Origin of the sequence: Anabaena sp. WFMT (genome assembly GCF_051781005.1) — a bacterium.
Classification (GTDB): domain Bacteria; phylum Cyanobacteriota; class Cyanobacteriia; order Cyanobacteriales; family Nostocaceae; genus Anabaena.
The window spans coordinates 75082-95376 of sequence record NZ_JBPWOA010000052.1 but is presented as its reverse complement, the minus strand read 5'-3'; the positions used below and the strand labels follow the sequence as shown (position 1 = coordinate 95376).

Genomic DNA, 20295 nt, shown 5'->3' with positions numbered 1-20295 from the left:
TTTAATCTCCAGACAGCTTTTTTTATTTATGTAATAATAATAACAACAATAATTTGGGAATCTGTTATGTTAACCCAGGATAAACAACAACTTTTAATTGGTCAGGTAACAGAACTAAGTGGTATTTCAATTCGTACAATTCGCTATTACGAAAGCGTGGGTTTAATTAAACCATCAGGACGTACTGAAGGGGGCTTTCGTCAGTTTTCAGCAGATGTACTAACTCGATTAGCTTTTATTAAAAGAGCGCAACATCTGGGTTTAAGTTTGGAAGAAATTCGAGATATTCTACAAGTTTATGACCACGGACAACCCCCTTGTGTTGAAATTCAAGATAAGTTGCAAGAAAAAGTATTACAAATTGATAATCAGATTGAACAATTGTTAACTTTGCGTTCAGAAATAACTGGGTTACTTTCAGGTTGGCAAAGTATGGAAAGCCAACCCCAGGAAACTATTTGTCCTATTATTCAAAATAATTACAGAAATCCAATTTAAATTTTGGAAAAATCTCAGAGTTAGGTCGTATTAAGGTACATTGAATCAAGATTTTGAGCGTTATTTCGTTCTTTTATGAAGATGCGCTTTATTCAATTATATGGGTAGTGAATGCGAAAACATATCATTTCCAACTGTTGGCAACTACCCTGGGATAGATAGCAATCTCTTGCTAATTGTGGAAAAATCAAACCGTGGTATCAGAAAATCCTCAAATCATCTTTCATTATTTTGGTTGCTCCCTTCTATATAGTGTTCTAATTTATTAAGTTACAGGCATCTCATGGAATAGGGAACACCAAAAAATAAATTACCCAAAAATCGTAGGGTGGCTATGGCTATGCCACGCAGGCTATAGGAAGTTTGTCCGTAACCCACCATAAATTTAGGGATAATGGTGGGTTACGCTGCGCTAACCCACCCTACGAATTGGGGATTTTTTTATTTGGAAGTCCCATAGAAAAAGATTAATCAATATTAGTTTGGCATTTGATAAATATGACAAAACTATTCAATGGATTATCACGGCAATATGTAATAAGCAATACTAATTTGACAAACGACTTTCATAAAAGAGTAGGAATAAGTTATTGGCAAAGTCTAGGAAGATTTTATTGTTTTCGCAAGGCGTATAGTATTTTTCAAAACCAAATACAAAATTTTTACCCTAATGGTTGCAAAAAGCGATTAGAAATACTAGAAAATTCCATATTTCAGAATCTTCCAGTTAATGAAATTGTGACAGATATCGAAAAGCAGTCTGTTTTTTTGGGATTGCAACTACCTCAATATATGGTTGAAGAAATTTATGAATTTGCTACAAATAGACTTTGTACTGAACCAGAACATGATGATGAGTTTTTAGAATGCGATGTAAAAAATGGTTGCTTAAAAAATGGACGGTATGTGATGCGAGGGTTGGTAAGTAATGTGATGAATTGTGATGCCATTAAGCAAATTGTTCATGATCCTGTACTTTTAAATATAGTCAGGCAATATCTCAAATATTGGCCAAAGCTGATTACGCAACATCTAACTTGGAGTTTTGCTTCAGAGTTACCAGAAGCAGAGATTAAAAAAATTTATCCACCCACAAATTTTCATTATGATGTTGCCGGTTGTAACTTTATGACTATCTATTTCTACATTACAGATGTAGATGCAGATTCTGGTCCACATATCATGATTAAGAATTCTCAAAAGCAGAAGCAATTAAGGATGTTATTGGCTCCTAATCGCCAATCTGATGAAGAGGTGTATGGTTATTATGGTAAAGAAAGTGAGTTAGTGATTACAGGCAAAAGTGGATTTGGTTTTGTTCAAGATCCCTCCTGTATTCACAAAGTTAAACCCCCCAGAATATCTAATCGGCTGTTGCTACAAATTAGATATTCTTGATTTTAGTTCTAGGTTTAGCCTTTTTTTGTCTCAATTTTCACTAATAGACTTCCAAATAAAAAAATATCCCAAAATTTCTTGTGGTGCAGGCCGAAAAGCCTGCTAATAATACAAGGACGGGCAGGATGCCCATCCCACAAGATTGGATCATCTTTTTTGTGGAGTTCTCTAAATACGGCTATAGGAATACAATGGAGAGCGAGAAAACTTTTATTACTAATTATGTTTACTTGATGGTGATTTTGATTTACTGAAAATAAACCACCATAACTCTATGCTAATTAAAGCTAAACCTGCAACTGTAACAGCAACTTTCACTCTTAAAGGTTGTTCAATTTGATGAAATTGATTAATTTGCTCTGAGTGAGAATTTGCCATTTCGGCTGATGCTGGGCTTGATGTCAATAATACTAAACAAATAAGACTTACCCAAAGCTTTTTTTTGTTCAACATTTACTTAGTTCCTGGTTGAAAGTTACGCAATCTTAAAGCATTGGTGACTACAGAAACGGAAGAAAGAGCCATCGCTGCACCAGCGATAACGGGATTGAGTAACCAACCAAAAATAGGGTAGAGAATACCAGCCGCAACAGGAATACCAATTATGTTGTAAATAAAAGCAAAGAAGAGATTTTGCTTGATATTTTTGATGGTGGCGCGACTGAGTTGAATTGCGGTGACAATGCCTTGTAGGTCTCCAGAAATTAAAGTAATATCACTTGCAGCGATCGCAATATCTGTCCCCGTGCCAATGGCAATTCCTACATCTGCTTGGGCTAACGCTGGTGCATCATTAATCCCATCCCCCACCATAGCGACGATTTTCTTAGGGTTTGGGCTTTCATTCCCCAGTCCCCGGTTTTGTAATGATTTCACAATTGCCACTTTTTGATCTGGACGGACTTGGGCAAAAACTTGGGTAATACCAACTTGATGTGCGATCGCTTCGGCTGTGAGGCGATTGTCTCCAGTTAACATTACCACTTTTAAGCCTAATTTCTGTAATGCTTGCACAGCAGCGGCTGAAGAAGGTTTGAGGGCATCAGCTATACCCATTATTCCTTGTAATTCCCCATCTACAGCCATTAAAATTACCGTTTTAGCTCCAGATTCCCAACCTACTTGATACTGTTGTAAAGAAACTGTATTAATCCCCAATTCTGTTAACCAGCGTTCTGTCCCAATTTGCACCAGATGATCATTAACAATTCCCTGGACTCCACAACCAGCTATAGCGGCAAAATCCTGAACATTTGCTAAATTCACTTCTTGGGATTTGGCATATTGTACCACTGCTTCGGCTAAGGGATGTTCAGAATTTCTTTCTACAGTTGCAGCTAACTGTAATAATTCCAGTTCATGATGATTATCTGTACCTTTAACAGTAATAAAATCTGTAACTGTGGGTTTACCTTGAGTTAAAGTTCCCGTTTTATCAAGAACAATAGTTTTAATTTTGTGAGCTAATTCTAAACTGTCAGCACCTTTAATTAAGATGCCATTTTCTGCACCTTTACCAGTTCCTACCATGACAGAAGTAGGGGTAGCTAAACCCAAAGCACAAGGACAAGCGATAATTAACACACCTACCATTGTGATGATAGACAGGGTAAAGTTACCCATAAAATTAAACCAGATGACAAAAGTAAAAATAGCGATCGCAATTACAGCCGGCACAAACCACCCTGTTACCTGGTCTGCTAACCGCTGAATCGGTGCTTTTGAACCTTGTGCTTCTTGCACCAACTTGACAATCTGCGCCAAAAAAGTATCCTTACCTACCCTAGTAGCTCTAAACTTAAAACTACCAGTTTTATTAATCGTCGCCCCAATTACCTCATCACCTGGTTGCTTTTTCACAGCGACACTTTCACCTGTCACCATTGCCTCATCTACTGTTGAAACACCATCAATCACTTCCCCATCTACAGGAATCTTTTCCCCAGGACGTACTAAAATCTCATCATTAATTCTCACCTCACCAATAGGAACATCCATTTCTACCCCATCTCGGATCACCTTGGCAGTTCTTGCTTGTAGTCCCATCAATTTGCGGATAGCTTCCGAAGTTTGTCCCCTAGCGCGATGTTCCAAAAATCGTCCCAAAAGAATTAAAGTGATCACCATTGCTGCTACTTCATAATAAACATGAGGTTGCAAACCTTGGGCGATAAAAAAGCCAGGAAAAAGCGTGACAAATAAAGAATATAAATAAGCTGCACCTGTTCCCAAAGCAATTAATGTATCCATCGTTGCTGTATGATGTTTCAGAGACTTCCAGGCATTGCGGAAAAAAGACCCTCCACACCAAAATTCTACAGGTGTAGTTAAAACTAATTGCAACCAAGGATGATGAAGAAAACCGGGAATAAAAGGCATTTTTAACCCAGTCATCATGGGTAAAGAACCCACAAATAGAAAAGTACTAACTATACCTCCTATCCATAGTTTAAGTTTCAATTCTCGTTGTTCTGCTAACTGAATTGCCTTTTGGATATCATCTTCATCTTGTTGTTCTTGTAGCGAAAAAGACGAATAACCCGCAGCTTCAATAGCGGCTTGAACTTCTGCTAAATTAGTACGGTTAGAATCGTAATTAATAGTTGCTTGTTCGGCTCCAAAGTTAACATTGCAATCAATTACACCAGAAACAGAAAGTATTGCTTGTTCAACGTTGTTAGCACAGGAGGCACAACTCATGCCCCGCAGTTTAAGTGTGAGATTATCCATATTCCAACCTTTAAAATAATTCGTAATTCGTAATTCGTAATTCGTAATTCGTAATTAAGTTTTGTAATGGGGATTTAACCCCAACACAAAACTTGCCGATTATAGAACCGGGGGACTTAAACCCACGGAACTAGTTAAGCAGGAGGATAACCAGCAGTAACTAAAGCTTCCTTAATTGCTGTTTCTGATGCTTGAGTATCTACATTTACAAGCTTGGTTTTTGGATCAGCGTCAACAGTGGCATTTGCATCAACAGCTTTAACTGCATTGGTAATATTAGTTGCACAAGTTGAACAAGCCATTCCCGGAACTGTAAGTTTGATTGTCATAGGTTTAAATGAGTGAAAAAATTAAGATTTAGCTGAAGACAATTGCTGTAACTTTTCAATTTGGTCAGTTGGCGTTTTGATGATAGCTTGAGATAAGTCACGAATTTGTGGCTGAGTAGCATTTTCAGAAGCTTTCTCGGTTATCATCTGCTCAGAAATGTTTAGAGCATTTCTGCCAAAAATCAGTAATTTGTGTTTTCCTGTTACTAAATTTTCGGCTCAGAGTTCTTTGTATATTCATCCTAAACCCTCTAGTTGGCTAGAGAGTCTAGAATTTTTTAGATATTTTTTGTAAAAAACACAAAACTTTACCCTTTTGGTTCTGTCTATGAATAGTGATGAAAATAAGCGTGACAAAGAAGAGTCAAGAAAAGTTTATGCAGAAGAGTCTATAAATTGAGAGCGATCGCAAAAAACAATGATGAATGCAGAAAATATAGTCCATATTCCCCAAATTTTGCGCGATTTCCCCCCTGAATTTGAGGAACTGCGGCCATTTATAGAGTCACAGTTGTTGCCTTATATCAAAATTAGTAGCCAAGAGGTTGGCCAGCTAAAGGAGGATTCCACCGGAGATCCGTTAAAACTTTGGCAAAGCAAAATTGGTGGAAATCCCTATCTGCCGAAAGACTACGAACATCCATGCGATCGCGTCACCGGAGAAATTATGCCGTTGCTGATGCAGGTTAATTGTGCAGATGTACCCCCAATTGCTGGCTTTGATTTTCCCCAGCAGGGAATTTTGCAATTTTACCTGGGTTACGACGCGGCAATGTCTGAACTCAGCCCAGAAGTATGTCGCGTCCTCTATTTTCCAGAAGTTTTGGAGATTGACAGTGAATTAGTCACCGACTTTAGCTTTATCGACAATGAAGATACTCTCCGCGACTATTCAGAAATTTACGCATTAGAGTTTTCAGTTGCACAGGAATTGTTTTGGTATCCTCGCTATGAGGAGATTCAGCCGCCTGAAGCACTGACAGACCTCTATGAAGAATTTAGTCTAGAGTATACCGAAGATTGCTCTGGCGATAAGCTGGGAGGATTTGCAGATACGTCTTGTTTTGACGTTGGTGCAGCCACGGAAGGCGTAAAGGGTCGATTGTTGCTAGAACTTGGGCAAACATCGTGCAATGGCGAATTCTTTTACTTTTTTATTGAAGATGCTGATTTAAGAAATCGGGACTTTAGCAAAGTTGAATTTCGGATCATGTTTATTTAAAAATTAGGCGTTGCTGAATTTGAGGTATGAAAATCAAAAATTCCATTTCTCATGTCTTGGGGATGAATCCATTGACTTACTTGCGCTTGCAGTTGACGATAAAGATGGGGGACTGACATGGGGTAGTTTTTTGTGTGGAAACTTGAGCATTCCATTTCGTCCCCCTCTTTGTCATCCTCGTCTCTCTAACTGAAAGTGCAAGTCAATGGTAGGGTTGGGGTTGTGAGTGGAGATTACTAAAATTTGTGGTTTAATTGGAACGATTTGCAACAAATAGCTGACTCTCAAAAAAAACTTGAGCTAAATAAGCAACTTGTTGTATTTGAGGTTGGTTTCTGAATCTTGCTCTTAGTAAACTGAAATTTTCATCACTAAGAATTTCACTATCTCTTAAAATCCTAATCATATCAGAGGTAATTGTATCCCAAGGATATTCTGATTCTGTGAAATTTAAATCTTCAAAGACTGTCTCATAACTAGGTAATATGCCTAATTCTCTAGGTTCGGAAAATATATAAAATTGCTTCCCAGTCGCTTGAAAAGATATATGATGTTCATCATTATCTGGAATCACTCCTATCAAACTTGGAGAAATAAAAGCAGGATTTTTTACTATTTCTTTATTTATATAAAGTTCATTAAGTGTTTTTAGTTCATAGAAAAGAGGTGTTACATAATAAACATGATTCCTTTGTTTTTCTAGTTTTAATAGTAAGTCATGTTGTTTGGATTTTTCGCGAGAGCGTAAGTGCATTCGATAAAAAGAACCTGTAAAAAGTTTGTGTTCAATTTCTTTAGTTTTTTTACGTCCTTTCATATAATCAGATAATTTGAATTGTAAAAAAATAGGAATACCTAATACGTCAATACTAACATCGTATCCATATCCGTCTTTCCCTTCCTTATACAGTGATGGAAAAACAGGTGCAACTTTCATTTTATGACGATGATAAGAAACTATTTCTTCAGTCAAAGCATATCCGTAAGAAAATTCAGAAATTAATGGTCTCATAATTATTTTCTATTTTCTGTTTTGAGAAAGGCTATTTTAATTAGTTCCGTGTTTTGACTGTCTATTTTGATTTATCCAGTTTCCTAATTGTATCAATAAATACCATTTTGACAACCAAAATACAACATTGTACAATAATACTGTACAACTTCTTAAAAAAGAGAATGTTAAACAAAGAAACCACTTACTCTCAAGCAAGGTTGAATTTAGCAACTATCTTAGATCAGGTGTGTGACCAACGGGAAATTATAGTAATTAAACGTCGTAATGAGAAAAATGTGGCGTTAATTGCCGAAGATGAACTTTCCAGTTTATTAGAGTGTGTTTATTTATTGAGATCACCTGAAAATGCTAAACGTTTATTTCGAGCTTTAGAATGGAGTGAAACAGCAATGGAAACTCCTCAAACAGTGGCTGAATTAAAAGAGGAGTTAGGAATTGAGTAGTAAGAAAAAAAAGCCAGATACTCATAATGAAGAAAAAGAATTATCTGGTTATTTTCCTGTTTTCAGTCCTGATTTTAAAGCAGATTTAGCTTGGTGGTATAATCATGATAAGAAAAAAGGGGATAAAATACTAGATTTAGTAGCGGATATTCTTGATGGTCAACCGTTTACAGGCTTAGGTAAACCTGAACCTCTTAAATATATTGCTCCTGATACTTGGTCACGACGGATAGATTTAGAACATCGTTTAGTTTATAAAGTCACAGAGAATAAAGTGTATTTTTTACAAGCTCGTTATCATTATGAATCAGATTAAAATCAAAAGATAAGATTCTTCAACACTTACGCAAAATATCTCTCAAACTCTCATTTCTCTGTGTTCTCTGCGCCTCTGCGGTTAATTACTCCGTAAATCGTGCTTAACTCCTATGAATTACTGATTTTTTATCAACTTCTCTATGTCCCAGGTATCGCTCCCCCCATCGCTTCAGCCAGACCTAGCATTCACCGCTCTTGCGCCCATGCAGGATGTGACAAACCTCTGGTTTATGAAGGTCATTGCCCATTACGGCAGTCCTGACTACTTCTTTACCGAGTATTTCCGCGTCAATGATACCTCACGACTCAATCGTAACATTTTGGCAGCAATCACCGAAAACGATACGGGTCGCCCCGTTTTTGCTCAAATGATTGGCGAAAGCATTCCTGATTTAGTGAGAACAGCAAAGGAACTCTGCAAATATAATATCGCGGGAGTAGACTTAAACATGGGCTGTCCAGCGCCGAGAATCTATCGCAAAAATGTTGGGGGTGGATTGCTGCGAGAACCGGAAAAAGTAGATCAGATATTGGGAGAACTGCGTGCTGCTGTGAATGATAAACCTTTAACTGTGAAGATGCGCGTGGGCTTTGAAAATACAGATAACTTTTATGAAATTTTAGATATCATCAATCGCCACAGCATTGATTTGTTGAGTTTGCATGGTCGCACGGTGAAAGATATGTACCACGGGGAAGTTAAATATGATTTGATTGCGGAAGCGGTGAGACGGGTTGATTGTCCAGTGTTGGCTAATGGCAATATCAACTCAGCGACAACTGCCTTGGAAGTGCTTTCTCAAACGGGTGCGGCGGGTGTGATGGTGGGACGCTGGGCGATCGGGAATCCTTGGCTTTTTAATCAAATTCGCCAGGCTTTACGAGGAGAGGAGATTACACCTGTTCCTTTAGTAGAGGTACGCAAGTATATTGATCGTTTATGGCAAACTCCCATAGTGTCAACCATACCAGAGCGATCACGGGTAGGCTACCTGAAAATGTTCCTCAACTACATTGCGCTGAGTGTTGACGCTGAAGGTAATTTCCTGCGGCTGATGCGACGGGTGCAGACTGAGGTAGAACTGTTCGATCTGTGCGATCGCATTCTCCTGACTGAAGGAACAAAAACTTTAGCCCTAGAACCCTTGTAGAGACGTTCCATAAAACGTCTTTACATTTGCTTGATGTGTTACCTCTATGTTTCCGAATGCCTTTCGTCTAGTAAAATGAAAGGCGGTTTAATTTACTAATTTTTTCACAAGTATGTCATCCTTTACTAAGCAGTCAGAAAGAGCAGGTCGATGGATGCCTCAGGGTACTGGTGAAGCATCCTACGCAGCTTTTATTCCTGCACCCTTGCCTCCTATTCCATCAATCCTAGTAGATTCTGCGCTTCAGCGACAGATTGAAGCTGCGGGGTTGGCATTAGGTCGGCTTGATGGTATTGGAAGACTACTTCCTGGACCTGAAGAACTTCTATACAGCTACATACGAAAGGAAGCCGTTTTATCAAGTCAAATAGAGGGAACTCAATCATCTATTACCGATCTACTTCTTCATGAGAATCAGGCAGCGCCGGGTGTTATATTGGAGGATGTTCAAGAAGTTTCTAACTACATTGGTGCATTAAAATACGGTGTTGAAAGGCTTTCAACGCTGCCACTCAGCCTACGTCTTATTCGTGAGTCACATGAGCGACTTGTCCACGGCACGCGCGGCGACAAAAAAGCACCTGGAGAGTTTAGGCGTTCCCAGAACTGGATTGGTGGAAGCAAACCAAGTGATGCAGTCTTTGTGCCACCACCACCACATGAGCTACCTGAAATACTCAGTGCGTTCGAGAAATTTCTCCATTCTACGGAGTACCCCGTTTTACTAAAGGTTGGGCTTGCTCACGCACAGTTTGAGACAATTCATCCCTTTCTTGACGGTAACGGTCGAGTAGGCCGTATGCTCATAGCACTTATGCTAGTTGCCGAGGGGGTTCTCGAACGACCGTGGCTTTATGTGAGCCTTTATTTTAAACAGCACCGCACTGAATACTACCATCTTCTCCAACAAGTCAGAACCCAAGGAAATTGGGAAGAGTGGCTCGTATTTTTTCTTGAAGGTGTCACAACTATAGCTCATCAAGCTACGGAAAAGATCCGGGCGCTGCTTGCTCTCTTCGAGCGGGATCGAAAAGTGGTAGAGCAGTCGCGGAAAGGCTCGATTTACCAATCGGTTGCAGTGCAGTCAAACTTAACAGTCTACGATTACTTAAAGAAAAGAATCGCGATCCGAATTCCTGAAACCGCAGAGGCTTGCGGAACAACTAAACCAACTGTTAAGCGTGCAATCCAAGACCTTGAGCAGCTTGGGATTGTAATTGAGGCAACGGGTAAGCCCAGGAATAAGGTATACATCTATAAACAGTACCTTGATATCCTGAATCAAGATGAGGTTACATCTGGGCTTATCGTATAATGGGACTTAGGCAAAAAACACCGATAAAATAACCTCAAACGTATATCCCAAAGGGATTTTACATCGTTTTGATTGGTTTGTTGGTATATCTGGGTTTGGTGGCATTTTTGGGCATTTAATGTATTTCCCTTACCCCGCCAGGTTTTGAAGCTTATTTCTTCCTTAAAAAGGTTTAAGTCCCGATAACCATAATGTTTTAGTGAACGGAGCAGATTCTTAGCCGCTTTATCTTTGATGTATTGGGATGTAGCAGTTCAGATGTCATCTGATGAACAGGATAGTTCACAATATCTGTTTCTGTAACAGAATGAAGCCTAAATCTTGCTGCTTCACCCCTTTATACTGCTTTAATTTGCTATCCTTCTAATACTGATTAGATAAATAAATACCTGAATTTATCGTTATTTACAGAAATCGTAGTTAATGCTACATACAATCGTATAAACCGTAGTTAATATTAGAAAAATATCGCACTAGAAGAAAACATTTAGGACAACCCTTTGTGTTCAATGTTAATCTTCATATCTTGCGGATTACCGCATATAGGAGTCTATCTTCAACAGTAATTTTTCTGCAACCAATAGTAAGTAGTAAAACTACATAGTCGAATAATCTCATCTTTATAAAGCATTAAGTTACCTCACACGATTGAGGCAGGTATTACCAAAAACCTGCCATTATGCGAAACAAGTTAAACGCAAAGGAGTTTACCATGCATCGACAAATGTGCTGGTTATCTAAGTCTGGTAGTGATGGAGAAAAAATATTGCATTTGCAGACTTCACTTGGACAACCTTGGCGGCCTTACACAGCTTTTCCTCAATTTTCAGTACCAGATTATCAAATACCCGGTGGTTCTAAAGGTTGGGCAACTTATCAAAAACTGTTAAAAGCGGGTTGGACTTTAGTTCATAGCGCACGAGCTAACGAGTTCAGCAGCACCTATACAGAGTCAACAGTTGAAAATTAATATCCTCTGGGGTAGCCATCACCACGGGGATCGGCTGCTCCTTCTAGAGTACCATCTTCTGTAACTGTAATGGCATTGGCATTTCCCCAAGGTGCAGTTTCTATAATCTTGTGTCTGCGACGGCGTAAGTCTTGCCAGGTTAAAGCATCCAAACCCCAAGGCTCGACGCGTAACTCATCCGGTAGCCACTGGTGATGTATGCGTGGCACAGAAACTGCTGCACCCACATCCATTTTGTATGCGAATACATTCAAGATAATTTGCAATACTTGGGTAATGATGGTGCTACCACCAGGGGTTCCCACGGCTAAACGCAAGCGATTGTTTTCGGTGACGATGGTGGGTGTCATGCTAGAAAGGGGAGTTTTGCGGGGTGCAATGCTATTAGCTTCGTTACCCACTAAACCAAAGGCGTTTGGTACTCCTGGTGCGGCTGCAAAATCATCCATTTCGTTGTTCAAAACTATTCCTGTTCCTGGTGTGACAATCCCAGCACCAAAGCCTAAGTTAATGGTGAAGGTTACACTCACGGCGTTTCTGTCTGCGTCAACAACGTTAAGATGACTGGTTTCTGTTGATTCTTTGGATTTCGATGTTTTGAGTCCTGGGTTGACTTCTGTTGATGGTGTAGCCACGTCCATGTTAATTTTTAGGCGGCGCTTTTGGGCGTATGCGGGACTGATTAGTTGCTGGACAGGAACTTTGACAAAATCGGGATCTCCTAAATATTTTGAGCGATCGCTGTAAGCAATCTTCATTGCCTCTACAATTAAATGTATAGCGTCGGGATGATGCCATCCTAAAGATTTTAAGTCTGTGTCACCGATAATGTTCAACATTTGCAATAGATGCACACCTCCTGATGATGGTGGTGGCATAGAACAGATTTTAGCTTCACGGAAGTTCCCACAAACGGGAGTGCGCCAAATTGCTTTATAGGCTTTTAAATCTGCAAGGGTTATTAAACCGCCATTTTGCGCCATATCAGCAGCGATAGTTTGGGCAATTTTCCCAGTGTAAAAATTTTGGGGATTTTGGGAAATGGCTACTAATGTCTTGGCTAAGTCACTCTGGATTAATTTTTCCCCTGGTTGGTAATATTCACCATTGCGAGTGAAGATGTTTTTCGCGGCTGGGTTGTTCAGAATTGCTTGTTTGCGTTCTGCAAAAGCCGACAGAGAACGCCAAGAAAGCCTATCGCTAATGATAAAACCATTTTGAGCGAGTGCGATCGCAGGTTTAACAACTTCTATCCAGGGTAATTTACCATAACGACGATGCACTTCATACATTCCTGCCACAGTTCCCGGTGTTGCTACCGCTAAATAACCATCTGTACTCGCACCAAGACGCACTTTACCATTTGCATCTAAATACATATTTCTTGTAGCTTTGATAGGTGCGCGTTCCCGAAAATCTAAAGCTTTGATTTCCCCTGTTTTTTCAGAATGCAAAAGTAAAAATCCACCCCCACCAATCCCCGCAGAAAAAGGTTCAACTACCGAAATAGCAAAAGTTGTAGCTACTGTGGCATCAATCGCATTTCCGCCTTTTTTTAACATTAAAAGTCCCGCTTCACTCGCTAAAGGATGGGCAGAAACTACCATCCCTTTTTTGCTGTGTAGAGGTACGGTGATAGTAGCTGATGCGACTTGGCAGATGAAGATAGTACTAAGCGAGATTAAGGAGATGATGTGGCGTTGGGTTTTAGCGATAATAGGCATTTTTTAAGTATGTTAAGGAATATAAATTCAACTAATTTTTAGTGAAAATACTGGTCATATTCATAGTTTGTTGTCTCCTTCTTTTCATAATTATTTGTTTCAAAAAGATTCAATTGTTTTCCTGCTAAATGCCGTTGAAACTTAATTAGATATTTGTCAAGAAAATTGTCATCCAGATTAAGTTGTACATTAATTATCTTTGAAGATTCTATTTGTATTTTAATTATCTTTGAAGATTGCTTCAAAGATGGTTTCGTTATTGTTGATAATTCTTTCTTCAAATTTAATGATGTGACAATCTCCAAACTCTTCATATAGAAACTGGCGGTTCTCATGAGTGTCTGCTTTTTTACCAATAAACCAAATGACTCCAATTCCTTGTTTTTCATAATCTTGAGTTCTTTTCTTTAGTAATTCAACAGTAATATTAGCTAATTGGCACTCAATTGCAATATGAGGTTGTTCTTTATGAGTAATCATTAAATCAGCTATTCTTCCATGTTCTCCAGCTTCTTTCACTGGATATTCTATCTCCACTTTAAGTTCGCTATTTTTTGAATTTTGAATTTGTTTATTTAGTTCATCGTATAAAGTTTGCTTACCTAGTAAATGCTCCATAGATTCGGGATGATGTTCTATTTTGGATGTACACTGGGAAGCATGGTAGAAGTGGAATATTTTTTTATTAGGCTTCCTCGCAAACATTTTTTGCTGACAGTAAGGGCAGGTAAAACCTTCAGGATGTCTTTCTTTTAATTCAATAGTATTAGCATAAGCTAAACTGTATACAGCATTCTGACTTGAGTCTAGGGCTTTCAAAGGCATAGAACATACTTATAAGTTACGTATTATTACATATATCACTTTTTTCGTATTTTAGGCAAGTGGAAACTACGGAATTAATATTTTCTTAAATCACATTTGCAACAACAAATGCCCAAACTTCAGTTTATATCCCATAATGGACGCATTCCAAAAGAAGATAAACTTAAACGAATTGTTAATAACTTGTTTATAGGTAAAGATGCTGTTAATGCAGTAATTGCCTTAACCGATGTTTATACAGGAACAAATGATTTTCAAGATGCAGCAGATGCTAAAGCTAAAATGAAAGATTGGGTAGGGAATAACCCTAATTTTTATCCCCATGTAGCACAGCATGATTTTGAAGCTTGGTTATTACCGTATTGGTCAACAATTCAGAAACTAGCAATATCTAATAAATCAGTACCAGGAAGTATACCGGAAAAGGTTAATCATGGCAATCCACCATCATATCGGATTAAAGAAATATTTGAAACTGGTAAATGTCAACGCAGTTATAATAAAATTCGTGATGCTGCCAGAATTTTGAAAAACCAAGATTTGATGCTTTCTATTAATCAGTGTCCTGAATTAAAAGCATTTATTAATACTATTCTATCTTTATGTGAGGTTGATTTAATTCCATGAATCAAGAAATCATAAGATTAAGTATGGATTCGTCTTTAATTCTTTTTGCGTCAATTGTTTATAGTAAATCTAATATCAATTTCAGTTCCCTGGTTTGGCATAGAAGTACATTTGATAGAACCACCATGTTGCTCAACGATAATTTGATGGCTAATAGATAAACCTAAACCAGTTCCTTCACCAACAGGCTTAGTAGTAAAAAAAGGTTGAAAAATACTCTGGCAAATCTCTTCACTCATGCCACAACCATTATCAGCAATTGAGATAGCGATTTCATTGTCCTGAGAGTGAAATGTCCTAATCCAAATAGTTGGTGTTTCATCTGGAGTTTTACCGCAAGTAGCTGCTTTTTTAATCAAGGCATCAATAGCATTATTAATTAAATTTAGGAATACCTGATTTAAAAAGCGAGGATTACAAAAAATACGAGGAATTTTCCCATACTCTTTAATCACTGAAATAGGTTTGCTATTACTAGCATAACAGTTAAGTCGATGCTGCAAAATGACGAGTGTACTATCAATACCTTGGTGGATATCAGCTTTTTTATAGTCAGCTTCATTCAAACGGGAGAAATTAGAAAGTGATTCTACAATCTCCCTAATACGAAGTGTGCCAACTTGCATTGATTGCAAGAGCTTTGGCAAGTCACTCTCGATAAACGTTAGGTCGCAGTTAGCAAGAGCATTGACAATTTTGATATCTGGATTTGGATATACAGAAGCATAAGTTGCTAGAAGATTTAGTAAGTCATGAGTATATTGACGAAGACATTCTAAATTGCCATGAATAAAACTCATTGGATTATTAATTTCATGGGCAACCCCAGCAACCATTTTTCCCAACCCTAACATAGTTTCGCGTTGAATTAATTGCATTTGAGTTTGCTGAGTTTCTTGTAATTTCAATAAAGCTGACTCAGCATTTTCTTTTGCTGTGCGGTATTTTTCCTGTGTTAGAAACAGTCGTTGCAATGTATAATAGTAGATAGTAACGCTAAAAAATACGAATAATGATCCGAAAAAGAAAACCAGACCAGTGAGCAATGGTATCCATTCAATCAGTCTTACAATTGTTAAATAGATGCATAACAAATAACCGCCCAGAAAAAAAATCATTAATAAAAACATGATTTGCCAACTTAGTTGCTCTGGTTCTGTTTTAAATAATTTGAGAATTTTTTGAGTCTTGAAAATGGATAGTCCCATTATCCAAGCTCCAAGAGTAACTAGGGTGACAATAAAAAATAGAAAAATTGAAGAACTTAACATGGTATTAACTACATTTAGATGTCATGAAATCAGTTTTAAAAGGCGTTAGGAACTTTTATTTACAGAGACTATATTTTCAATAATTAAAAGTTAAGTTATTGTTAATTAAGGAAAAATTAATAATCCGAAAATACTCTTGAATTGAAACTGCTAATGGTAAAACAAAAAACATTTAATAATTTAATAACTTGCTGATTGCTCAATAAGCAATACTTTTTGACTCAGTATAGCAATCCTAAACTAAGATATGAACATTTTCTCTACCTCTGCGCTCTCTGCGGTTTGTTTTAAAAATTCCGTGATGCCTTCGGCACGTGAACATAAATCCAATAGGATTGCTATTATTCACTTTGATACTTTTTATTGACATCAAACTCAGGGATTTTTAGCCTTGATAGGAATCTTAATTATAAATTCTGTTCCTTCCCCTGGATCAGAAATACAGCTAATTTGTCCACTATGTTTTTCGACTATAATCTGATAACTGATTGATAGACCTAAGCCTGTACCTTTACCCACTGGTTTAGTAGTAAAAAAAGGTTCAAATAATCTTGCACACACTTTTTCATTCATCCCACAACCATTATCAGCAATACTGATTGCTACCCATTCTTGATCAATTACCTCCGTGCGAATATGAATAGTTGGTAATAGGTGATTGGGTTTTTCTAGTTGATCATTATCTATGAACCATGATTTACTACCATCTTGTAATGCATCAATGGCATTAGTAAGGATATTCATAAAAACTTGATTAATTTGACCAGGACAGCACTCTATTAAAGGTAATTGATTATATTCTTTAATAATTTGAATTTGGGGATATCTATCATCTCTAGCTCGTAAGCGATGTTCTAAAATCATTAAAGTGCTATCAATACCTTCATGAATATAGACTTGTTTAATTTCTGCTTCATCCAAACGAGAGAAGTTTCGTAGCGATTTAACAATCTCAGTAATTCGTTTCGTTCCTAACATCATGGAATTTAAAAGTTTAGCTAGGTCTTTAGTCAGAAAGTCTAATTCATGGTCTTGAATTAATTTTTGAATTTCCTTGGGAGGCTCTGGATAATAATCTTGATATTTTTGAATAATTTGTACTATTAAATGGGTATAGTCCATAGCATATTTAAGATTACCATGAAGAAAGTTAACAGGGTTATTAATTTCATGGGCAATACCAGCAACTAGTTGTCCTAAGCTAGACATTTTTTCGTTATGGACTATTTGAATTTGAGTTGATTGCAGCTCTTGTAAAGTTTCCTGAAGGTAGGTGTTTGTTTGTTCAAGGCGATCTGATTGACTAATCGTAGATTGTTCTGATACATCTAATAACTGAGTTAATGTCGCTATTTGTGAATTAATATATTCCAAGGCTTCATTGTCTGTTGTCGTGACCGGTTTCTCACTGACACGAGCTTGCTCATGACCCATGAAAATTCTGTCATTCTCAAAAGGTAGTATTGCCATTTTGACGTTTAGTGCTAACGGACGCAACAAATCGACACTTATCCGGGGAACTTCAACTTTCAAAAACATGAGAATTACAAATATATTGCCTGAAGGCAATAATCCTCCAAAGCCAACTACAGATTTGATATTATACGGAATTACAAATGATGTTTGTGAAGGAATATAAGGACTACCCAAAGCATCAGGAACATAAAAGACGTTATACATTCGCTGTTCTAAATCAGTTAATAAATTCGGATCTGGACGTATTACAGTGCCAAGATTTAGCCCTAGTTGTTGGATAAGTTGAAAAATCATAGGTATGCGAGCAATCATCTCTTCACTGAAGAGAGGAATCACCTGATGTTTTTCAGATTGATGCCGTGAGTTCCATTCTGGTAGTTGCCCAATAGTTGCCAATAATGTTAAACATTTGAGACTATCTTCTGGTACATGATTGCCTAACATTCCATGTGTATATTCTTGTAATTCTGGTGTGAGTTCTCTGTAAGATTGAGTTTTAAAAAAACGAATAAGCGCACAAGCTTTTTCACCAGACTGTTTATCAATTAAATTATTATAAAGATATTGAATAATAGCATTACTGGTTTCTTCCATGCTGTTAGCTTCGTTGCCTAAATGACGCAGAGCTAAACCGCATTCTGACATATCTCTTAAGGTAAATTGTTTTAAGTCATGCATGATAGACATCTCCTAGAGAAATTTTCTGATTGATAGACTAAAGCTGTCCACTCTTGTATTTCCTTACTCAAGTAGTTGAAAGATTCAGGATAGGGAAATTTCAGGAAGGAATTTTGAAATGGCCAAATTTTGCACTTTTTTGAGAAGTATATTCAAAATATAGAGACAGAATGTGAAAAACTTGTGTAAAGTATTCTAGTCACGTAGAAGATATTTCGTAGGGATTATCGGTTCTACAAGGGTTCTTGAAGAGGCATATCTAAATTTCACCAGATGTCTAAATATTATGTTAAAAACTGCCTTATCAAAGGGTTTAGAGGGGGATATGATGGTTTTTGATACATCTCAATTTTTAATTGAGGGTTTAGTAGTGCTAAAGTTTTATAGTGATGTGATGATTAATGTATTATTCCCTGCTTACAAATACAAAACCTCGTGTTTTTCCAGAGGCTAAATCAACTGTATTCATCGCTTTCCACAAATATGCTGTTTTGACCCAAACTGGCGGATATTTGTAACGGGAAACATCCATAATTAAAAATCTATCTGTCACTTCATTATATGCTGCTAAGGGCGAAATATGCCCGCCTCTTTCTTGTCCTATTTCGGTACGTAAATAGTTAACTATCACGAAATTACCTGGCTGCTTTAAATTTTCTGCTGCTAATTTACGAAACTCTTGTAAACTGCTATTACTACCATGATAAACTGTGATTTTTACGCCATCATAACTGGATAATAATCCTCCTAACTGTTGTAGAGTCATTCCACCACGCATAACTTTTTCTAGCGATATGACTTGTTGAGTTTTTTGATTACTAAAAAAGTTGTCTTGGGTAAATACTTTAAATTTTTGATATTCTGGTGTTTCCGGTGCAGAAATTTTTAAACTGTTTAGCACCATGACAATAGTTGCAACTCCACAATAAGCAAGATTATCTTGAGTGACAAATTGCATACTTAAAGGGAAAAAATCAGCCCGCGATTTACTACTAATTAATAATGTTTCCCCTTCTGGAGTATCAAAACCAATTAAATTAGATGCCAGAGGTAATGTTTGAGCAATGACATTATCCGCAGCAAATGACAATCCTATAACTAAAAATTGAATGTAGATTTTGAGATAAGTTTTGGATTTCATTGTGAGATAAATAGTTTGAGAATCATTTAATTATATATGAATCGTGTTTATTTTTTTTAACATAGTGAAGTGGGTATTGCTCACCATCCACTACTTAAAAATTTTCAAAAATGTTTGAGGATTGCCATATATTATATAGTGTATATTGGAAATTTAGAGTAATTAATTACTCGTAAATAAAGTAAACAATTCTCAAGAGATATTAAAAATGTGTCAAATTTTGTCGAGAAAATTTTTGCTGCCTACTAGCGTCGTTATTTTCACTTTTCTGCCAATACAACCGCTTCTAGGTTTACCACTGCTACAAAGTGATTTTACACAACTTTCTGAATCTAGTCAAAAACCTACAAAACCAAATAAGTTACAACTCTATGGTGGACCTCAAACACGAACCCCTATTATCCAATGGTATTTAGAAGAATTAGGGGTTTCGTATGACTATATTTCCTTAAATATTGGGGCTAATGAACAGCGTCAACCTGAATTTTTAGCTATTAATCCTATGGGTAAAGTGCCAGCAATAGTGGATGGTGATTTGAAACTGTGGGAATCTGGGGTAATTCTATTATATTTAGCAGAAAAATATCAACAAATGCCTAATTCATTAGCAGAGCGTGCAAAAATTGAACAGTGGGTAATTTTTGCTAATGCTACTCTTGCACCAGCTTTATTTTCAGCAGATAAACGCGAAAAGGAGATGCCTATTTTACTAACGCCACTTAATAAAATTTTGCAACAAAAATCATTTTTATTAGGTGAAAAACTGAGTGCTGGAGATATAGCAGTTGCTTCATACTTGCATTATGCAAAGGTGCTTTTATCTCTCGATTATCGTCAATATCCTAGTGTTGTTGCATATCTTGATAGAATAGCCGCAAGACCCGCATTTAAAAATACTCTAGGAAAGCGGTAATTTGTGATTTCTTTTATGGCGGTTCTCGGTTGAGTGACATACAAGAACCCCACCGCCAACCCCATCCTCCTTCGGATTCACCAGTCGCCTACGGTGGGAAACCCGCCTACAGCGCTGGTTCACCGCAAGCGATGAGGTGGCTATGATGTATTTCATTCAAAGGCATACCGCTATAGTTAACTAATTTAGTTAAGTAGAGCAACATAATTAAACATTATAGATTTCTGATATCTCTAAAAAGTCAGGGATCT

Annotated in this window: 20 protein-coding genes and 1 pseudogene; 10 read left to right on the top strand and 11 right to left on the bottom strand. The window is 37.3% G+C overall.

Annotation, left to right across the window (positions count from 1 at the left end):
• Nucleotides 1–66: 66 nt before the first annotated feature.
• Nucleotides 67–498, top strand: coding sequence for a heavy metal-responsive transcriptional regulator (locus ACSQ6I_RS25070; protein ID WP_438892947.1), 432 nt, complete (start codon nt 67–69; stop codon nt 496–498).
• Nucleotides 499–996: 498 nt separating this feature from the next.
• Entirely contained in the window at nt 997–1896 is a 900-nt protein-coding gene (locus tag ACSQ6I_RS25065; protein ID WP_438892946.1) for a hypothetical protein, read from the top strand.
• A 216-nt stretch (nt 1897–2112) separates the two neighbouring features.
• On the opposite strand, the gene ACSQ6I_RS25060 is transcribed toward ACSQ6I_RS25065, so the two are convergent.
• From ACSQ6I_RS25060 to ACSQ6I_RS25045, 4 genes are all read right to left on the bottom strand, one after another.
• On the bottom strand, nt 2113–2349 hold the full coding sequence (locus ACSQ6I_RS25060; protein ID WP_438892945.1) for a hypothetical protein: 237 nt from the start codon (nt 2347–2349) through the stop codon (nt 2113–2115).
• Nucleotides 2350–4626 carry a heavy metal translocating P-type ATPase gene (locus ACSQ6I_RS25055; RefSeq protein ID WP_438892944.1) on the bottom strand — a complete coding sequence of 759 codons (2277 nt, stop codon included), beginning with the start codon at nt 4624–4626 and terminating at the stop codon, nt 2350–2352.
• A 134-nt stretch (nt 4627–4760) separates the two neighbouring features.
• Complete coding sequence (locus ACSQ6I_RS25050) at nt 4761–4955, bottom strand: heavy-metal-associated domain-containing protein (protein ID WP_438892943.1); 195 nt, start codon at nt 4953–4955, stop codon at nt 4761–4763.
• Nucleotides 4956–4976: 21 nt separating this feature from the next.
• Complete coding sequence (locus ACSQ6I_RS25045; RefSeq protein WP_438892942.1) at nt 4977–5102, bottom strand: hypothetical protein; 126 nt, start codon at nt 5100–5102, stop codon at nt 4977–4979.
• A 271-nt stretch (nt 5103–5373) separates the two neighbouring features.
• On the opposite strand from ACSQ6I_RS25045, the gene ACSQ6I_RS25040 reads away from it, so the two are divergent.
• On the top strand, nt 5374–6177 hold the full coding sequence (locus ACSQ6I_RS25040; RefSeq protein WP_438892941.1) for a DUF1963 domain-containing protein: 804 nt from the start codon (nt 5374–5376) through the stop codon (nt 6175–6177).
• On the opposite strand, the gene ACSQ6I_RS25035 is transcribed toward ACSQ6I_RS25040, so the two are convergent.
• Nucleotides 6174–6296 (bottom strand): hypothetical protein, encoded by a 123-nt coding sequence (locus ACSQ6I_RS25035; RefSeq protein WP_438892940.1) that lies wholly within the window; start codon nt 6294–6296, stop codon nt 6174–6176. The genes ACSQ6I_RS25040 and ACSQ6I_RS25035 overlap by 4 nt on opposite strands.
• 131 nt (nt 6297–6427) lie before the next feature.
• Nucleotides 6428–7189, bottom strand: a complete 762-nt coding sequence (locus tag ACSQ6I_RS25030; protein ID WP_438892939.1) for a hypothetical protein — start codon at nt 7187–7189, stop codon at nt 6428–6430.
• 164 nt (nt 7190–7353) lie between these two features.
• Here ACSQ6I_RS25030 and ACSQ6I_RS25025 point away from each other — a divergent pair, with 164 nt between their 5' ends.
• The 5 genes from ACSQ6I_RS25025 (at nt 7354) to ACSQ6I_RS25005 (ending at nt 11389) form a co-directional block, all read left to right on the top strand.
• Nucleotides 7354–7635 carry a type II toxin-antitoxin system Phd/YefM family antitoxin gene (locus ACSQ6I_RS25025; RefSeq protein WP_438892938.1) on the top strand — a complete coding sequence of 94 codons (282 nt, stop codon included), beginning with the start codon at nt 7354–7356 and terminating at the stop codon, nt 7633–7635.
• A complete protein-coding gene (locus ACSQ6I_RS25020; RefSeq protein WP_438892937.1) occupies nt 7628–7951 on the top strand; it encodes a Txe/YoeB family addiction module toxin in 324 nt (107 codons plus the stop codon). Before ACSQ6I_RS25025 ends, ACSQ6I_RS25020 begins: the two co-directional genes overlap by 8 nt.
• A gap of 142 nt (nt 7952–8093) precedes the next feature.
• Complete coding sequence (locus ACSQ6I_RS25015) at nt 8094–9104, top strand: tRNA dihydrouridine synthase (protein WP_438892936.1); 1011 nt, start codon at nt 8094–8096, stop codon at nt 9102–9104.
• A 154-nt stretch (nt 9105–9258) separates the two neighbouring features.
• A complete protein-coding gene (locus tag ACSQ6I_RS25010) occupies nt 9259–10419 on the top strand; it encodes a Fic family protein (protein WP_438892935.1) in 1161 nt (386 codons plus the stop codon).
• Between the two features lie 712 nt (nt 10420–11131).
• Nucleotides 11132–11389 carry a hypothetical protein gene (locus tag ACSQ6I_RS25005; protein WP_438892934.1) on the top strand — a complete coding sequence of 86 codons (258 nt, stop codon included), beginning with the start codon at nt 11132–11134 and terminating at the stop codon, nt 11387–11389.
• Here the strand turns inward: ACSQ6I_RS25005 and ggt are convergent.
• On the bottom strand, nt 11386–13113 hold the full coding sequence (gene ggt, locus ACSQ6I_RS25000; protein WP_438892933.1) for a gamma-glutamyltransferase: 1728 nt from the start codon (nt 13111–13113) through the stop codon (nt 11386–11388). The genes ACSQ6I_RS25005 and ggt overlap by 4 nt on opposite strands.
• A 219-nt stretch (nt 13114–13332) precedes the next feature.
• Entirely contained in the window at nt 13333–13938 is a 606-nt protein-coding gene (locus tag ACSQ6I_RS24995; protein ID WP_438892932.1) for a competence protein CoiA, read from the bottom strand.
• Between the two features lie 81 nt (nt 13939–14019).
• On the opposite strand from ACSQ6I_RS24995, the pseudogene ACSQ6I_RS24990 reads away from it, so the two are divergent.
• Nucleotides 14020–14565, top strand: a pseudogene (locus ACSQ6I_RS24990) (DUF4276 family protein); the annotation flags it as partial.
• Between the two features lie 50 nt (nt 14566–14615).
• On the opposite strand, the gene ACSQ6I_RS24985 reads toward ACSQ6I_RS24990, so the two are convergent.
• From ACSQ6I_RS24985 to ACSQ6I_RS24975, 3 genes are all read right to left on the bottom strand, one after another.
• Nucleotides 14616–15773: a sensor histidine kinase gene (locus tag ACSQ6I_RS24985; protein ID WP_438892931.1), complete on the bottom strand. Its 1158-nt coding sequence runs from the start codon at nt 15771–15773 to the stop codon at nt 14616–14618.
• 438 nt (nt 15774–16211) lie between these two features.
• Entirely contained in the window at nt 16212–17990 is a 1779-nt protein-coding gene (locus tag ACSQ6I_RS24980) for a sensor histidine kinase (protein WP_438892930.1), read from the bottom strand.
• A gap of 406 nt (nt 17991–18396) precedes the next feature.
• Nucleotides 18397–19131: a phytochelatin synthase family protein gene (locus tag ACSQ6I_RS24975; RefSeq protein WP_438892929.1), complete on the bottom strand. Its 735-nt coding sequence runs from the start codon at nt 19129–19131 to the stop codon at nt 18397–18399.
• 208 nt (nt 19132–19339) lie between these two features.
• On the opposite strand from ACSQ6I_RS24975, the gene ACSQ6I_RS24970 reads away from it, so the two are divergent.
• Nucleotides 19340–20044, top strand: a complete 705-nt coding sequence (locus tag ACSQ6I_RS24970; protein ID WP_438892928.1) for a glutathione S-transferase family protein — start codon at nt 19340–19342, stop codon at nt 20042–20044.
• The last annotated feature ends 251 nt before the right edge of the window (nt 20045–20295 follow it).

Excerpts from the sequence above, each read along its gene's own strand:
- ACSQ6I_RS25045 (WP_438892942.1), bottom strand. The coding sequence starts at position 5,102 with ATGATAACCGAGAAAGCTTCTGAAAATGCTACTCAGCCACAAATTCGT.
- ACSQ6I_RS25025 (WP_438892938.1), top strand. The coding sequence starts at position 7,354 with ATGTTAAACAAAGAAACCACTTACTCTCAAGCAAGGTTGAATTTAGCA.
- ACSQ6I_RS25005 (WP_438892934.1), top strand. The coding sequence starts at position 11,132 with ATGCATCGACAAATGTGCTGGTTATCTAAGTCTGGTAGTGATGGAGAA.
- ACSQ6I_RS24995 (WP_438892932.1), bottom strand. The coding sequence starts at position 13,938 with ATGCCTTTGAAAGCCCTAGACTCAAGTCAGAATGCTGTATACAGTTTA.
- ACSQ6I_RS25010 (WP_438892935.1), top strand. The coding sequence starts at position 9,259 with ATGCCTCAGGGTACTGGTGAAGCATCCTACGCAGCTTTTATTCCTGCA.
- ACSQ6I_RS25030 (WP_438892939.1), bottom strand. The coding sequence starts at position 7,189 with ATGAGACCATTAATTTCTGAATTTTCTTACGGATATGCTTTGACTGAA.
- ggt (WP_438892933.1), bottom strand. The coding sequence starts at position 13,113 with ATGCCTATTATCGCTAAAACCCAACGCCACATCATCTCCTTAATCTCG.
- ACSQ6I_RS25040 (WP_438892941.1), top strand. The coding sequence starts at position 5,374 with ATGATGAATGCAGAAAATATAGTCCATATTCCCCAAATTTTGCGCGAT.
- ACSQ6I_RS24975 (WP_438892929.1), bottom strand. The coding sequence starts at position 19,131 with ATGAAATCCAAAACTTATCTCAAAATCTACATTCAATTTTTAGTTATA.
- ACSQ6I_RS24980 (WP_438892930.1), bottom strand. The coding sequence starts at position 17,990 with ATGCATGACTTAAAACAATTTACCTTAAGAGATATGTCAGAATGCGGT.
- ACSQ6I_RS25060 (WP_438892945.1), bottom strand. The coding sequence starts at position 2,349 with ATGTTGAACAAAAAAAAGCTTTGGGTAAGTCTTATTTGTTTAGTATTA.
- ACSQ6I_RS25015 (WP_438892936.1), top strand. The coding sequence starts at position 8,094 with ATGTCCCAGGTATCGCTCCCCCCATCGCTTCAGCCAGACCTAGCATTC.
- ACSQ6I_RS25050 (WP_438892943.1), bottom strand. The coding sequence starts at position 4,955 with ATGACAATCAAACTTACAGTTCCGGGAATGGCTTGTTCAACTTGTGCA.
- ACSQ6I_RS25035 (WP_438892940.1), bottom strand. The coding sequence starts at position 6,296 with ATGTCAGTCCCCCATCTTTATCGTCAACTGCAAGCGCAAGTAAGTCAA.
- ACSQ6I_RS24970 (WP_438892928.1), top strand. The coding sequence starts at position 19,340 with ATGTGTCAAATTTTGTCGAGAAAATTTTTGCTGCCTACTAGCGTCGTT.
- ACSQ6I_RS25070 (WP_438892947.1), top strand. The coding sequence starts at position 67 with ATGTTAACCCAGGATAAACAACAACTTTTAATTGGTCAGGTAACAGAA.
- ACSQ6I_RS25055 (WP_438892944.1), bottom strand. The coding sequence starts at position 4,626 with ATGGATAATCTCACACTTAAACTGCGGGGCATGAGTTGTGCCTCCTGT.
- ACSQ6I_RS24985 (WP_438892931.1), bottom strand. The coding sequence starts at position 15,773 with ATGGGACTATCCATTTTCAAGACTCAAAAAATTCTCAAATTATTTAAA.
- ACSQ6I_RS25065 (WP_438892946.1), top strand. The coding sequence starts at position 997 with ATGACAAAACTATTCAATGGATTATCACGGCAATATGTAATAAGCAAT.